This window comes from Pseudomonas sp. R38(2017), assembly GCF_002112395.1.
GTDB lineage: Bacteria > Pseudomonadota > Gammaproteobacteria > Pseudomonadales > Pseudomonadaceae > Aquipseudomonas.
In genome coordinates, this window is the sequence record NZ_NEHN01000003.1 from 148278 (window position 1) to 164096 (window position 15819).

Annotated in this window: 13 protein-coding genes; 4 read left to right on the top strand and 9 right to left on the bottom strand. The window is 58.5% G+C overall.

Annotated features, from left to right (window positions below; genetic code table 11):
- Positions 1–6 precede the first annotated feature (6 nt).
- From CAF87_RS07445 to CAF87_RS07460, 4 genes are all read left to right on the top strand, one after another.
- Positions 7–1215: an MFS transporter gene (locus CAF87_RS07445; protein WP_085729574.1), complete on the top strand. Its 1209-nt coding sequence runs from the start codon at positions 7–9 to the stop codon at positions 1213–1215.
- A 160-nt stretch (positions 1216–1375) separates the two neighbouring features.
- Complete coding sequence (locus CAF87_RS07450; RefSeq protein WP_085729575.1) at positions 1376–1636, top strand: hypothetical protein; 261 nt, start codon at positions 1376–1378, stop codon at positions 1634–1636.
- Positions 1637–1965: 329 nt separating this feature from the next.
- Positions 1966–2388: a hypothetical protein gene (locus tag CAF87_RS07455; RefSeq protein WP_085741070.1), complete on the top strand. Its 423-nt coding sequence runs from the start codon at positions 1966–1968 to the stop codon at positions 2386–2388.
- Positions 2389–2607: 219 nt separating this feature from the next.
- Positions 2608–2823: a hypothetical protein gene (locus CAF87_RS07460; RefSeq protein WP_256575857.1), complete on the top strand. Its 216-nt coding sequence runs from the start codon at positions 2608–2610 to the stop codon at positions 2821–2823.
- 108 nt (positions 2824–2931) lie between these two features.
- On the opposite strand, the gene CAF87_RS07465 is transcribed toward CAF87_RS07460, so the two are convergent.
- The 9 genes from CAF87_RS07465 to CAF87_RS07505 form a co-directional block, all read right to left on the bottom strand.
- Positions 2932–3912 (bottom strand): peptide ABC transporter ATP-binding protein, encoded by a 981-nt coding sequence (locus CAF87_RS07465; RefSeq protein ID WP_085729578.1) that lies wholly within the window; start codon positions 3910–3912, stop codon positions 2932–2934.
- On the bottom strand, positions 3912–4880 hold the full coding sequence (locus tag CAF87_RS07470) for an ABC transporter ATP-binding protein (RefSeq protein WP_085729579.1): 969 nt from the start codon (positions 4878–4880) through the stop codon (positions 3912–3914). Before CAF87_RS07470 ends, CAF87_RS07465 begins: the two co-directional genes overlap by 1 nt.
- A gap of 10 nt (positions 4881–4890) precedes the next feature.
- Positions 4891–5817 carry an ABC transporter permease subunit gene (locus CAF87_RS07475; protein ID WP_085729580.1) on the bottom strand — a complete coding sequence of 309 codons (927 nt, stop codon included), beginning with the start codon at positions 5815–5817 and terminating at the stop codon, positions 4891–4893.
- An 11-nt stretch (positions 5818–5828) separates the two neighbouring features.
- Positions 5829–6839 carry an ABC transporter permease subunit gene (locus CAF87_RS07480; RefSeq protein WP_085711818.1) on the bottom strand — a complete coding sequence of 337 codons (1011 nt, stop codon included), beginning with the start codon at positions 6837–6839 and terminating at the stop codon, positions 5829–5831.
- 73 nt (positions 6840–6912) lie between these two features.
- A complete protein-coding gene (locus CAF87_RS07485; RefSeq protein ID WP_085729581.1) occupies positions 6913–8508 on the bottom strand; it encodes an ABC transporter substrate-binding protein in 1596 nt (531 codons plus the stop codon).
- A gap of 78 nt (positions 8509–8586) precedes the next feature.
- Positions 8587–9999, bottom strand: coding sequence for an OprD family porin (locus tag CAF87_RS07490; protein WP_085729582.1), 1413 nt, complete (start codon positions 9997–9999; stop codon positions 8587–8589).
- A gap of 178 nt (positions 10000–10177) precedes the next feature.
- Entirely contained in the window at positions 10178–11776 is a 1599-nt protein-coding gene (locus CAF87_RS07495; protein ID WP_085729583.1) for an ABC transporter substrate-binding protein, read from the bottom strand.
- Between the two features lie 295 nt (positions 11777–12071).
- Entirely contained in the window at positions 12072–13694 is a 1623-nt protein-coding gene (locus CAF87_RS07500; protein WP_085729584.1) for an ABC transporter substrate-binding protein, read from the bottom strand.
- A gap of 260 nt (positions 13695–13954) precedes the next feature.
- Positions 13955–15556 carry an ABC transporter substrate-binding protein gene (locus tag CAF87_RS07505; protein ID WP_085729585.1) on the bottom strand — a complete coding sequence of 534 codons (1602 nt, stop codon included), beginning with the start codon at positions 15554–15556 and terminating at the stop codon, positions 13955–13957.
- Between the last annotated feature and the right edge of the window lie 263 nt (positions 15557–15819).

Genomic DNA, 15819 nt, shown 5'->3' on the forward strand with positions numbered 1-15819 from the left:
GATCGAATGACAGGGAGGCTCGCTTATCTGCTTCGGCCCAATGGTTATTTCAGCCTGATGGCCTGGGTGCTGGCGGCGTTGCTCTTCATTAATCGCCTGAGCAGCATGGTCAAGCTGTTCATGGCGTTGTACTTGCGCCAGGAGCTGGGGCTGGCGATTGAAACCGTCGGCTGGCTGCTGTCGTCATATGGCGGTGGTCTGCTGATCGGCTCGATGCTCGGCGGATGGCTCAGTGACCACGTCCGCACGGCGCGCCTGACGGCGGCGCTGTTCTTTGTCTCTGCGTGGGTTCTGGTCTTGCTGGGTCTGGTCACGCAAGTGCCGTTGCTGGCCGGGTTGCTATTGCTCAGCGGCACTCTCGATGGCGCGATTCGCACCCTGCATCAGCGACTGATCATGGAGTATTGCGAGGTTGCGCAGCGCCCACGGGCGCAGGCCTTGAGTCGCATCGCCCGGAACCTCGGGATGGCCGCTGCCGGTGTAGCGGGCGGTGTGCTGGCACAGGTGGATTTTCGCTGGGTGTTTTTCATCAGTGCCGGGCTCACGCTGCTGGCGCTGCTCTGGTTCATCCGCACGACCTGGCGCCGGCCGGTGCTGATCGCTGACGAGGCGCCACCGGCGCAATCGGGTTCGGGCCTTCCCTATCGCGACAAACCATTTCTCTGGTTGCTGGCGGCGACCGTCCTTCTTGGCATGTCGTTCGACACGGTCTACAGCACCTTGGGCAACTATCTTCGCGACTATTACCGTTTGAGCACCGAGGCCATCGGCTGGCAGTTCGCGATCAACGCGATTCTGGTGGTAGCGCTGCAGATTCCCATGTCGCACTGGGGGGAACGCTGGGGCGCGCGTCGGCCATTGATCGCCGGTTGTGTGCTGCTGGCGGTCGGACTCGGCATGTTGCCGCTGGGTTCCGGCTTGTTTTATGCCTGTCTCTCGACAGTCATCTGGACGCTGGGGGAGGCGTTGTTCATGCCACCGTTGAACGTGCTGGTAATGCAGCATGCACAAACCGGAAAAAGCGGCCGTTACTTCGGTCTGTTCTTCATGGCCTGGAGTGCGAGTTCCCTGTTGTCGCCGGTGCTGGGTGGGCAGCTCTACGGCCAGTTCGGTGGCCACAGTGTCTGGCTGGCGAGTGCCGTACTGGCCTCGCTGTCAGTACCGCTGATTTATCAGGCCACCCGTATTCGAACCACGCAATGCGCAAATGCTTAGCCGATCCGGTTATAGGCGTTATTCGAAAGCGATCTGTCCACGCATGGCATTTTCGGGCATGGGGCAACGTCCTATCTGGTGAACCCGGCGGATCGGAACTAGATTTCAATCAGCGTCAGGTCAGCATGAATTTCTCACCTGGAACAGGATGGACTCGGCTATGAAAAACAGGTTGCTACGGGTTTTGCTGCTGTTGAAAGTGATGGTGATGCTGTCCCTCGGCACCGCGACGGCCTGGGCCGAGTGCGAGGATCACGATACCCAGGCCTCCAGCGGGCAGGTGGGGCATAGCGCGCTGATGCTGGCCAAGTCCGAGTCCGAGCCGGGCGACCAGGGCCAGGGTGGCAGCGCCGACGATGACGACTCGACCACCGACGAGCCGGACTCCGATGATCCGGATGAAGGGGACAGCCAGACGTAGATTGCAGACAATAGAAAACCTCTTCTGCCTCGACTGATGTGCAATCGCAATCGAGGTGGAAGAGGGGAGTAAACGAGAAAACAGTTTGAAGTTACCGAAGCCTAAAATACTTCAGGCTTTAGTCCGGACTATCCTTCCTCTATGTTTCCCGCGGATCCGCAAAGTTGTCGGCTCTGCTTGAAAATCTCCTGCTTACAATGCGAGCCGTTTGTCGGAATTTCACATTGATTGTTCCAGGCCTGTCAGAAATGACAGTAGACGTCGTGCTGTTTGCTCCTTATAAGTATTCGTGCAGTTAGATGCTTTTAATTACTAAAAGGAGTCGTATGATGAGTACTGACGAAAGCAAGAATACTACCGGGAAATTGCAGGCTACTGGAACTTCGGTGTCAGGTTTTTCGACTACTGATGTTTCTTTTCAGCAAAATCTATCGGATAAAGGCTATTCCTTTGACGGCAGAATGGCAAAGGAGCAACTGGGTTTTTTTATGCGAACTTTAGATGTTAAAGAGAACGTAAGTTACGATATACAAGCGGCTTGGTCCGGAGACAAGGAAACTGCGTTAGCTTATTATAAGAGCGCTGAGGGGGTTACCTATGACGGTGTTTCAGGAACTATCGTGTTTCGGAAGTTCGATGTTTTGTCTGAAAGTGCCGATTTTGAAGCTAGGTTGAAGTTGGAAAGTGCTACAGGTGATGTTAAGGATAAAGTCGTGGTTCCAGGTGAATTTGTGGGGTTTGAGGAACCGTAATCCTTAATTCATGGGTTAGGCTTTTGTTTGATTTTTAAATTGTCTGGAGTTATTGGCGAAAGGGAGGGGGCTTTTGTTGTGGTTTGGAAAAAAGGTCTTCTGTATCTTTGTGATAATCGCTGAGCAACCGCTTTCTTCCAATTGTCGTTTTGGAAGAAAGCGGTTTAGCTGATTGTTTGAATACCGCCACAATTACATGAGCGTTTACTTCGCCACGCCGTGGAGGAGCTGCTCGGCACCGCGACAGCCTGGGCCGAGTGCGAGGATCACGATACCCAGGCGTCCAGCGGGCAGATGGGGCACAGTGCGCTGATGCTGGCCAAGTCCGAGTTCGAGCCGGGCGATCAGGGCCAGGGCGGCAGCGCCGACGATGACGACTCGACCACCGACGAGCCGGACTCCGATGATCCGGATGAAGGCGATAGCCAGACGTAAATTCCGGACAAAAGAAAACCCCTTCTTTCTCGACTGATGCGCAATCGAGGCAGAAGGGGTTTGGTCAACATCATCAACAACCCGCCCCAGGAAACCGGGCGGGTTTTTTCATGCCGCGCCGTCGAGGAACTGTTCGGCGTAGTGGCAAGCCACCTGCCGATTGTCGAGGTGGCGCAACATCGGTTCTTCAGTACTGCAACGCTCGGTCGCGTACGGGCAGCGCTTGTGGAACGCGCAGCCAGGCGGCGGGTTCAGCGGGTTGGGCAGCTCGCCGACGATCTTGATTTTCGGCTTGTCCGGATCCGGATGGATGGTCGGCGTCGCCGACAGCAGCGCCTGGGTGTACGGGTGCAGAGGACGGGCATAAATGTCCTCTTTCGGACCGATTTCCACCGGACGACCGAGGTACATCACCATCACGTCATCGGCCACGTGCTGCACCACCGCCAGGTTGTGCGAGATGAACACGTAACCGGTGTTGAACTCCTGCTGCATATCCATGAACAGGTTCAGCACCTGCGCCTGGATCGACACGTCCAGCGCCGAGGTCGGTTCGTCCGCCACCAGCACTTTCGGTTGCAGCATCATGGCGCGAGCCAGCGCGATACGCTGACGCTGACCGCCGGAGAACATGTGCGGATAACGCTGGTAGTGCTCGGGACGCAAGCCGACCTGCTTCATCATCGCCTGGACTTTCTCGCGGCGCTCGGCGGCCGAAAGGTTGGTGTTGATCAGCAGCGGTTCGGCCAGTTGATCTCCGACTTTCTGCCGTGGATTCAACGACGCGTAAGGGCTCTGGAACACCATCTGCACGTCTTTGCGCAGTTGTTTACGCTGAGCCTTGTCGGCACCGGCCACTTCTTGCCCGGCGATTTTCAGCGAGCCGGACGACGGTTCCTCGATCAGAGTCAGGGCGCGGGCGAGGGTGGATTTGCCGCAGCCCGATTCACCGACGACGGCGAGGGTCTTGCCGGCTTCCAGCTCGAACGACACGCCGTTGAGGGCGCGCACGGTCGCGTGGCCCTTGAACAGGCCACGGGAGACTTCGTAGTGACGGGTCAGGTCGCGGGCGGTAAGTACGACGGCCATTACGCCACCTCCTGGTTCAACGGATAGAAGCAGCGGGCGAGGCTGTTGCTTTTCGGGTCAAGGGTCGGACGCTGCGCGCGGCAGCTGTCCTGCACGTACGGGCAGCGCGGCGACAGCAGGCAACCTTGCGGGCGGTCGTAGCGGCCGGGAACGATGCCCGGCAGGGTCGCCAGACGTTCGGCACCCTGGCTGTGTTCCGGAATCGCTTTGAGCAGCGCTTCGCTGTACGGGTGGGCCGGGATGTCGAACAGCTGCGGCACCTGACCGACTTCTACGGCTTGACCGGCGTACATCACGCACACGCGCTGGGCGGTTTCGGCCACCACGGCGAGGTCGTGGGTGATCAGCACCAGGCCCATGTTCTGCTCTTTCTGCAACGCCAGCAGCAGATCCATGATCTGCGCCTGAATCGTCACGTCGAGTGCGGTGGTCGGTTCGTCGGCGATCAGCAGTTTCGGCTCGCCGGCAATCGCCATTGCGATTGCCACACGCTGGCTCATACCGCCGGACAGTTGGTGCGGGTAGGCGTCCATACGGCTGGCGGCGCCCGGGATTTCGACTTTTTCCAGCAATTCGATCGCACGTTTACGCGCTTGCTTGCCGGACATTTTCAGGTGCAGGCGCAGCACTTCTTCGATCTGGAAACCGACGGTGTAGCTTGGGTTCAGGGCGGTCATCGGATCCTGGAACACCATGGACAGGTCTTTACCGACGATCTGCCGACGCTGGCGATTGCTCAGTTTGAGCATGTCTTTACCGTCGAAGCTCAGGGAATCGGCAGTGACGATCCCCGGGTGTTCGATCAGGCCCATCAGCGCCATCATGGTCACGGACTTGCCGGAACCCGACTCGCCCACGATCGCCAGGACTTCGCCCTTGTCGACTTTCAGGTCGAGGCCGTCGACCACGGGTGTGGCGTTCTTGTCGCCGAAGCGAACGTTGAGATTCTTGATTTCTAGCAGTGACATGGGAATCTCCTCAGGCGGCGTTCTTGAGTTTCGGGTCCAGCGCATCGCGCAGGCCGTCGCCCATCAAGTTGATTGCCAGCACGCTGAGCAAAATGGTCAAACCAGGCAGACTCACGACCCACCAGGCGCGTTCGATGTAGTCGCGGGCCGAAGCCAGCATGGTGCCCCACTCAGGGGTTGGCGGCTGGACGCCGAGGCCGAGGAAGCCCAGGGCGGCGGCATCGAGGATCGCCGAAGAGAAGCTCAGGGTCGCCTGGACGATCAGCGGTGCCATGCAGTTGGGCAGCACGGTGATGAACATCAGGCGTGGCAGACCGGCACCGGCCAGGCGCGCGGCGGTCACATAGTCGCGGTTCAGTTCGCCCATCACCGCGGCACGGGTCAGACGCACGTAGGACGGCAAGGACACCACGGCAATCGCGATCACGGTGTTGATCAGGCCTGGGCCGAGGATGGCGACGATCGCCACGGCCAGCAGCAGCGATGGCAGGGCCAGCATGATGTCCATCAGACGCATGATGGTCGGGCCAATCATTTTCGGGAAAAAGCCGGCGAACAGGCCCAGCAGAATCCCCGGGATCAGCGACATCACCACCGACGACAGACCGATCAGCAGCGAAAGACGCGAACCCTGGATCAGACGCGACAGCAGGTCGCGACCCAGTTCATCGGTGCCGAGCAGGAACTGCATCTGCCCGCCTTCGAGCCACGCCGGTGGCGTCAGCAGGAAGTCACGGTATTGCTCGCTCGGGTTATGCGGGGCGACCCACGGCGCGAAGATCGCGCAGAAAATCACCAGCAGCATGAACAGCATGCCGGCGACGGCGCCCTTGTTCTTGGCGAAGGCCTGCCAGAACTCTTTGTACGGTGACGGATACAGCAGACTTTGATCCACGGCGGTGGCGGCGGTGACTACTGAGGATGTTGGAGTGCTCATGGGTATTGACCTCAGCGCTGATGACGGATGCGTGGGTTGGCAAAGCCGTAGAGGATGTCCACCACGAAGTTGACCAGGATCACCAGGCAGGCGATCAACAGAATGCCGTTCTGCACAACCGGGTAGTCCCGGGCGCCGATGGCTTCGATCAGCCACTTGCCGATGCCGGGCCAGGAGAAGATGGTTTCGGTCAGGACCGCACCGGCCAACAGGGTGCCGACTTGCAGGCCGACCACGGTCAGCACCGGGATCAGGGCGTTGCGCAGACCGTGAACGAACACCACGCGCGATGGCGACAGGCCTTTGGCCTTGGCGGTGCGGATGTAGTCTTCACGCAGTACTTCGAGCATCGACGAGCGGGTCATCCGCGCGATCACCGCCAGCGGAATGGTGCCGAGCACGATGGCCGGCAGGATCAGGTGATGCAGCGCATCCAGGAAAGCGCCGGTGTCATTGGCCAGCAGGGTGTCGATCAGCATGAAACCGGTGCGTGGCTCGATGTCATAGAGCAGGTCGATCCGCCCGGAAACCGGGGTCCAGCCCAGGCTCACCGAGAAGAACATGATGAGGATCAGGCCCCACCAGAAGATCGGCATCGAATACCCCGCCAGGGAGATGCCCATCACCCCGTGGTCGAACAGGGATCCTCGCTTGAGGGCCGCAATCACCCCGGCCAACAGGCCCAGGATACCGGCGAACAGCAGGGCGGCCATGGACAGTTCCAGGGTCGCCGGGAAGAGGGAGGTGAACTCGGTCCATACGCTCTCACGGGTGCGCAGGGATTCGCCGAGGTCGCCGTGAGCCAACTTGCCGATGTAGTCCAGGTACTGGGCGTACAACGGTTTGTTAAGACCGAGGCGTTCCATTGCCTGAGCGTGCATTTCGGGGTCGACCCGACGTTCGCCCATCATCACTTCCACGGGGTCGCCGGGAATCATGCGAATCAACGCGAAAGTCAGCAAGGTGATGCCGAAAAACGTGGGGATCAACAACCCCAGTCGGCGGGCAATAAAACTAAACATCTTGTGTGGTACCTCATCAGCCGGTTAGGCGTGCCCGGCGACCCTGGGGTCAGGGAGGCCGGGAGTTTCTTATCTACTTCACCTGGGTGGTGGCGAAGTTATTGGTTGTCAGAGGGCTGATGTGATAACCCTCTACGTTGTTGCGCATTGCGGTAAACATCCGGGTGTGGGCCATGCTGATCCACGGTTGGTCCTGATTGAAAATCGTCTGGGCTTCTTCATACAGTTTGGCGCGTTCGGCCGGATCTACTTTAGCCCGTGCTTCGTCGAGCAGTGTCTGGAACTTCTCGTTGCACCAGCGAGCGTAGTTTTCGCCGTTCTTGGCGGCTTCGCAACTGAGCATAGGCGTCAGGAAGTTATCCGGGTCGCCGTTGTCGCCCGCCCATCCGGCCGAAACCATGTCGTGCTCGCCTGCCTTGGCGCGTTTGAGCATTTCGCCCCATTCCATCACGCGGATGTCGATCTTGATCCCGACTTTCGCCAGGTCAGCCTGCATCATTTGCGCGCCGAGCATCGGGTTCGGGTTGGTCGGGCCGCCGCCGTTGCGGGTAAACAGGGTAAACACGGTACCTTCCGGCACGCCGGCTTCCTTGAGCAGGGCGCGGGCCTTGTCGAGGTCGCGTGGCGGGTTCTTCAGGTCGTGGTTGTAACCCAGCAGGGTCGGTGGGTACGGGTTGACCGCGACCGAGGCGTTGCCTTTGCCGAACAGGGCGTTGACATAGGCTTCCTTGTCGAAGGCGATGTCGATCGCTTTACGCACCCGCACGTCGCTGATGTATTTGTGCTGGGTGTTCATGGCGATGTAGGAGACGGTCATCGCGTCCATTTCATCGACTTTCAGCTTGTCGTCTTTCTTGATGCTCGGGATGTCATCCGGTTTCGGATACAGCGCGATCTGGCACTCGTTGGCCTTGAGTTTCTGCAAGCGCACGTTGTTGTCGGTGGCGATCGCCAGGATCAGCGCATCCGCCGGTGCCTTGCCACGGAAGTAGTCCGGGTTGGCCTTGAAGCGAACCTGGGCGTCCTTGTTGTAGCGCTGGAAGACGAACGGCCCGGTGCCGACCGGTTTGTTGTTCAGATCACCGGTCTTGTTGGCCTTGAGCAACTGGTCGGCGTATTCGGCCGGGTAGATCGAGGAGAACGCCATGGCGATGTCGGCCAGGAACGGCGCTTCGCGGCGGGTCAGCGTGAACTTGACCGTGTTGTCGTCGACTTTCTCGACGCTCTTAAGCAGTTCCTTGAAGCCCATGCTTTCAAAGTACGGGAAGCCCACGCTCGACAGTTTGTGCCACGGGTGATTCGGGTCCAGCTGACGCTGGAAGCTCCAGACCACGTCGTCGGCGTTCATGTCGCGAGTCGGCTTGAAGTATTCGGTGGTGTGGAACTTGACGCCTTTGCGCAGGTGGAACGTGTAGGTCAGGCCATCGTCACTGATGTCCCAGGACTCGGCGAGCGCCGGGATCACTTCAGTGGTGCCGGGCTTGAAGTCAGCCAGGCGGTTGAAGATGGTTTCGGCCACCGCGTCGGCAGTGACTGCAGTCGTGTACTGGACCATATCGAAGCCTTCCGGACTGGCTTCGGTGCAGACCACCAAGGGTTTGGCCGAGACGCCGATGGTGGCGCTCAACAGGGCGGCAGCGACGGCCGCACGTAGGGGAAGCATTTTCATCGATAACCCTCTGCAATCGGTTGAAGAAAAAAAGCCGAACGGCCGACTCGTCACTGAGTCAGCCGTCGGCACGCGTTTTTACAGAATGTTGAACGGTACGGTGGTCACGAGACGGAACTCGTTGATGCTGCCGTCAGCCTGGTTTTCGCTGGCGCGGTGAGCAGTGTAGGTGGCACGCACGGTGGTCGCCTTGAGCGGGCCGCTCTGTACCGCGTAAGTGGCACCGATGCCGTATTCGTAGTGGTGCTCGCCGTCCATGTTTTTCACGTCATACGCAGTGCCGGTGTAGTGAGTACCGTCGATGCCCCAGCCGCGAGCCTGGTAGATGTTGAACTTCAGGCCTGGCACGCCGTATTCGGCCATGTTCAGACCGTAGGCGACCTGGAAGGATTTCTCGTTCGGGCCGTTGAAGTCGGACAGCAGGGAGTTGGCCAGGTAGATGCCGTTGGTTTCGTGCAGGTAGTCGAAGTACTCGTCACCGTTAATTTCCTGGTACGAGAAGGTCAGGCTGTGGGCCTGGTGGGTCAGACCGAACGACAGGGAGTAGGTGTCGTTGTCGATGTTGCCCATCTCTTTCTTGCCGGTATCGACGGTCTTGTAGTAGTTCAGACCGGTGGTCAGGCTCACGATGTTGCTGTCACCCAGTTCGTGGGTGGCGCCGAAGTAGTACTGGTTCCAGAAGTCTTCAACCTTGGAGGCGTACAGGCTGGTCTTCAGGCTTTTCAGCGGCTGGTAGTTCAGGCCGACGATGCTCACGCGATCGGTCTCGGCTTTGTTGTTGGTGTACTCGGAGCGGAATTTCGACAAGCTTTCTTCGGTACGCGGCGATACGCGGTCGAAGCTGCCGGCGTCGAACGACAGGTTGTTCAGCTCTTCGCTGTGCAGGCTGACACCTTCAAAGCTCGAAGGCAGCGCACGGTTGCCGATGGTGTCGACGATTGGCGTGCTGAAGTTCTGGCGACCGGCGGTCAGGGTGGTGTTGGAAACGCGGAACTTGACGTTGGCCAGGCCCAGTTTGCTCCACTGACCTTCAGCGTCGCCGCCTTCTTTGGTCAGCGTACGGTTGTTGCCTGCGCCTGGACGCGAACCCGGTGCACCACCGTTGTTGGAGGCCAGATCCTTGCGATTGCGCTCCAGTGCAACGGCGTTGTACGCGGCCACTTCAGTGCTGACACCGACGGTGCCCTGAGTGAAGCCGGAGGTGTAGTTGACGATGGTGCCCTGCACCCAGTTGATACGACGATCGGTCGGGGTCGCGACACCGTCTTTGCGGTAGGTGAACTTGCCGCCACGTTTCAGTTGCTCGTTGGCGTACCAGTTACGGGTCGTGCCGCTGATTTTGGAGCCTTCGAGGAAGCCGGTGGCTTCAGCCTGGGCGCTCTGCTCGTTGACGGTAACCGGGGTGAACGCCTGGCTCTGTTCCTCGGCATAAGCCGTGGCGGTGATGCTGCTGATGGCCAGGGCCAGTATCGCGGTGCTGCTCAGTTTCATGGGTGAAGCTCCTTTACTTTCTTTTTATGCCGGCTTTTTTTGTAGGGCCGGTTTTTGGTTTTAGAACTCATTCACACATCGCAAACGTTTGCAAAAGGCCTGATTGGCGATTTTCGGCAAAGCGCTTGCGTGAGGAGGTAGACGGCCTCCTCAGCGTTGCGGCTAGTCGGTTATTTGTTTAGTCGATGCTCACACCCGAAAACACGTTGCGACCGAAGGGGCTGACCTTGAATCCTTCGATCCTGGCGCTTAACGGCTGGTTGACCGTCGAGTGAGCCACAGGCGTGATTGGCACTTGCTGTTTGAGCAACTGCTGGGCCTGTTTGTAGAGCACGGTGCGCTGGTCGCGGTCGGTGACGACCTTGGCCTCTTTGATCAGCTTGTCGTAAGCCGGGTCGCACCACATGGAGTAGTTGTTGCCGCCAATGGCGTCGCAGCTGTACAGCGTGCCGAGCCAGTTGTCCGGATCCCCGTTGTCACCGGTCCAGCCGATCAGGCTGACGTCGTGTTCGCCATTCTTGGTGCGCTTGATGTACTCGCCCCATTCGTAGCTGACGATCTTCACTTTCAGACCGATCTTGGCCCAGTCAGCCTGGAGCATTTCGGCCATCAGTTTGGCGTTCGGGTTGTACGGACGCTGCACCGGCATGGCCCACAGGGTGATCTCGGTGCCTTCCTTGACGCCGGCAGCCTTGAGCAGTGCCTTGGCTTTTTCCGGGTTGTAGGCGGCGTCCTTGATCGTGGTGTCGTAGGACCATTGAGTTGGCGGCATGGCGTTGACCGCCAGTTGACCGGCACCCTGGTAAACAGCGTTGAGAATTCCCTGTTTATTCACCGCCATGTCCAGCGCCTGACGCACTTCGAGCTGGTCGAACGGTTTGTGGCGCACGTTGTAGGCGATGTAACCGAGGTTGAAGCCCGGCTTTTCGATCAGTTGCAGTTTCGGGTCGTTCTTCAGTGCCGGCACATCGGCCGGGCGCGGGTGCAGAGTGACTTGGCACTCGCCGGCCTTGAGCTTCTGCACGCGAACCGAGGCGTCGGTATTGATCGCGAAAATCAGGTTCTTCAGCTTCACCCGGCTCTGATCCCAGTAATGCGGGTTGCCGGTATAGCGGATGTTCGAGTCTTTCTGATAGCTCTTGAACACGAACGGGCCAGTGCCGATCGGCTTCTGATTGATGTCGCTCGGCTTGCCTTCGGCCAGTAGCTTGTCAGCGTATTCAGCAGACAGAATGGCGGCGAAGCTCATGGCGATGTTCTGGATGAATGCGGCGTCGACGCTGTTGAGCGTGAACTCCACGGTCAGCGGCCCGGTCTTTTCGACCTTGGCGATGTTCTTGTTCAGGCTCATCCCGTTGAAATACGGGAACTCGGTCGGATAAGCCTTACGGAATGGCTGTTGCGGATCGAGCATGCGGTTAAACGTGAACAGCACGTCGTCGGCGTTGAAATCGCGGGTGGGTTTGAAGTAAGCCGTTGTATGAAATTTCACCCCTTCACGCAGGTGAAAGGTGTACTTGAGGCCATCCTCGGAAATATCCCAGCTCGTTGCCAGGCCCGGTACGACATTGGTCGCGCCTTTTTCGAATTCGGCCAGGCGGTTGTACAGCGGTTCGGCGGCGTCGTTATCCGTGGCCGTCGTGTACTGCGCGGTGTCGAAACCGGCCGGGCTGCCTTCGGAGCAGAACACCAGACTGTCGCTGGCGGCAAAACTCGCGGACGTGGCGGCCAACAGGCCGGCGCCCAGCAATGCGGAAAAAACCAAGGTGTGGCGCATGACGCTCCCTCTTGTCTCAGTGTTTTTCAATGCGCCGCGATCCCTTCCAGGGAAGTTGTGGCTGCATTGAGCTCAATCCAACAGCAAACCGATAGCCCACGCAGTCACTGGTCAGAACCTGACGGTAGGGGCCGTAGGTCTGGCAGTAAATGCGCTGAGTCCTAAAGACTCGTAGGAAAAGGCGACACGTCCTAAACCAATCTGGTAAGACCAGGTGGAAATGGATGTAGGCAGATTCCTGACTATTCGGCAGAAAAAAACAGCGGCGACGCTGAAAACGTCGCCGCTGGCTTTTTTACTTGATGCTGACGCCGTAGAAGGAGTTCAAGCCGAATGGGCTGATCTTGAAGTCCTGCACGTTGGCGCGCATGGGTTGATACACCGTCGAGTGAGCGATAGGTGTCATAGGGACTGCATCTTTGAGGACGTGTTGCGCCTCTTTGTAGAGTTCGGTGCGCTTGGCCTGGTCAGTGGTGCGCTTGGCTTCTTTCACGAGGCCGTCGAATTTCTTGTCGCACCATTTGGAGAAGTTGTTGCCGCTCAGCGAGTCGCAACCAAACAACACGTTGAGCCAGTTGTCCGGATCACCATTGTCACCGCTCCAGCCAATGATCATGGCCTGGTTCTCGCCACCTTTGGAGCGCTTGATGTACTCGCCCCACTCGTAGCTGGTGATCTTCACGTTCAGACCGATCTTCTTCCAGTCGGACTGGAGCATTTCGGCCATCAGTTTGGCGTTCGGGTTGTACGGACGCTGAACCGGCATCGCCCACAGGACGATCTCGGTGCCTTCCTTGACGCCGGCTTCCTTGAGCAGCTGCTTGGCTTTCTCAGGATCGTACTTGGCGTCCTTGATGGTGGTGTCGTAGGACCACTGGGTCGGCGGCATGGCGTTGACGGCCAACTGGCCTGCGCCCTGGTAAACCGAGTCTATGATCTGTGGCTTGTTCACAGCCATGTCCAGCGCCTGGCGAACACGCAGGTCGGCCAGCGGGTTGGCTTCGTTGCTGCCCTTGACCTTGTCCATCACGTTGTAGGCGATGTAGCCCAGGTTGAAGCCGGCCTGGTCAGGCATCTTCAGCGCGGGGTCGGCTTTCAGTGCGGCGAGGTCGGCCGGACGCGGGAACAGAGTGACCTGGCACTCGTTCTTTTTCAGCTTCTGGATACGTACCGACGGGTCGGTGGTGATGGCGAAGATCAGGTTGTCGATCTTCACGTCTTCAGGCTTCCAGTAATCCTTGTTGCCGGTGTAACGGATGTTGGAGTCTTTCTGGTAGCTCTTGAACACGAACGGACCAGTGCCGATCGGCTTCTGGTTGATGTCGGCAGCCTTGCCTTCCTTCAGCAGCTGCGCTGCGTACTCGGCGGACTGAATCGAAGCGAAGCTCATGGCCATGTTCTGGATGAACGCGGCGTCGACTTCTTTCAGAGTGAACTTGACGGTGTGGTCGTCGAATTTATCGATCTTGGTGATGTTGGTATCCATCCCCATGTCGGTGAAGTATGGGAATTCGGTCGGGTACGCCTTACGGAACGGGTCATCCTTGTTAATCATGCGATTGAAGGTGAACAGCACGTCGTCGGCGTTGAACTCACGAGTCGGCTTGAAATACGGGGTGGTGTGGAACTTCACGCCTTCACGCAGGTGGAAGGTGTAGGTCAGGCCGTCCGGGGAAATGTCCCAGCTGGTCGCCAGCCCAGGAACAACGGCGGTGCCGCCACGCTCGAACTGGGTCAGACGGTTGAACATGGTTTCGGCTGAGGCGTCGAAGTCGGTTCCGGTGGTGTATTGGCCTGGGTCGAAACCGGCCGGGCTGCCTTCGGAGCAGAACACCAGGTTAGTCGCAGCGGAAGCGAAAGGTGCGGAGGCTAACAAGCCTGCGCCGACTAAAAACGGAATGACCGCGTGTTTAAGCATGTTGGCCTCATGATTTGTTGTCATTTTTTAATATTGAGGTACGACCTCGTGAGTCGTGCCTGCGGATACTTATGCAGGGCCCATACCCAATGCAAGATCCAGAGCGCCCGGCGGCATCAAACGGTGGCACGAACGTACCTTAATGTCGCATCCGTATAACTTCTGACGCATTTGACCGTTTGCGGTCGTTTTTTACGGTGCAAATGAAGCCCCAAAACGGTGCATTGGTCATGATTTGCGCGCCGCCTTGGGGCCGGGTGTTACTTATTTATACCCACGCCATAGAAGGGGGTTAGACCGAACGGGCTGATCTTGAAGTCGGTGACTTCCTTGCGCAGCGGCTGGAACACCGTGGAGTTGGCGATCGGCGTGATCGGCACTTGCTGTTTAAGGATCAGTTGCGCCTGTTGATACAGTTTTACCCGTTGCGATTTATCGGTGGACACCTTGGCCTGCTGCACCAGTTTGTCGTAGGCCGGATCGCACCATTTGGCGTAGTTGCTGCCTTTCACCGCCGCGCAGCTGTAAAGCACGCCGAGCCAGTTGTCCGGGTCGCCGTTGTCACCGGTCCAGCCGTAGATCATCGCGTCGTGTTCGCCATTCTTGGCGCGCTTGATGTACTCGCCCCATTCATAGCTGACGATGTTGGCCTTGATGCCGACCTTCTCCCAATCCTGCTGGATCATCTGTGCCGACATCCGCGCATTCGGGTTGGACGCGCGCTGCACGGTCATCGCCCAGAGATTGATGGTTGTACCCGGTGCAACCCCGGCTTCCTTGAGTAGCGCCTTGGCTTTGACAGGGTCGTGCGGCGCATCTTTTATGTTCGGATCGAACGACCACTGCGCTGGCGGTAAGGCGTTTTGCGCCAGCTGACCGGCACTCTGGTAAACCGCTTTGATGATCGCCGGTTTGTCGATGGCCATATCGAGCGCCTGGCGTACTTTGAGCTGATCCAGCGGCGGATGGGTGGTGTTGTAGGCAAGGAAACCGAGGTTGAAACCGGCCTGCTTCAACACGCGCAGGTTCGGGTCTTTTTCCATCACTTCGATGTCGGCCGGGCGCGGGTAGCCGCTGACCTGGCATTCGCCGGTCTTGAGTTTCTGCAGGCGGACGGCTGCGTCCGGGGTGATCGAGAACACCAGGTTGTCGATTTTGACATCTTCGGGTTTCCAGTAGTCCTTGTTCGCTGCGTAGCGGATCTGCGAGTCCTTCTGGTAACGCTTGAACACGAACGGGCCGGTACCGACCGGTTTCTGGTTGATGTCTGCTGCCTTGCCTTCCTTCAGCAACTGCGCGGCATATTCGGCCGATTGCACCGAGGCGAAGCTCATGGCGAGGTTTTGCACGAACGCGGCGTCGACGTTGTTCAGATTGAAGCGCACGGTATTTTCGTCGATTTTTTCCACGGATTTGATCGTGGTGTTCAGGTCCATGTCGGTGAAGTAGGGGGACTCGGCGGGGTAGGCCTTGCGGAAGGCGTTTTCCGGGTCGAGCAGGCGCTGGAAGGTGAACAGCACGTCATCGGCGTTGAAGGTGCGGGTCGGGGTGAAGTAGTCAGTGGTGTGGAATTTTACGTTCTGGCGCAGGTGGAAGGTGTATTGGAGGCCGTCCGGGCTCACGTCCCAGCTTGTGGCCAGGCCCGGTTCGATGTCGGTGCTGCCGCGTTTGAATTGGGTGAGGCGGTTGAAGACGGTTTCGGCGGAGGCGTCGAAGTCGGTGCCGCTGGTGTATTGGCTGGGGTCGAAGCCTGCGGGGCTGGCTTCGGAGCAGTAGACCAGGGTTGTTGCTGCGTTGGCGATTGGGGTTATGGCGGTCAGGGCGAGGGTGATCAGGAGTGGTTTTAGGGTGGATCTATGCATGTCTGGCCCGTGGGTTTTTAGGTGGTTGATCCTTGAGGTTAGCGGGGATTTGGGGGTGTTCGGAAATATCGTTTTTTGAGGGGATGCGTCTATCTCGGTATATCTGGGGTAATTATGTACATATCCGTTGCTGCGGTAACGGCTGCTTATGGTTCCGCTTTTACAGCGGGTCACTTTGGCAAACGCCCCAAAGTAACCAAAGGTCTTGGGCCCCGGCGTACGGCCCCTCGCTGGGGCTCGGGGTTCCTTCGTTCCGGGATTCA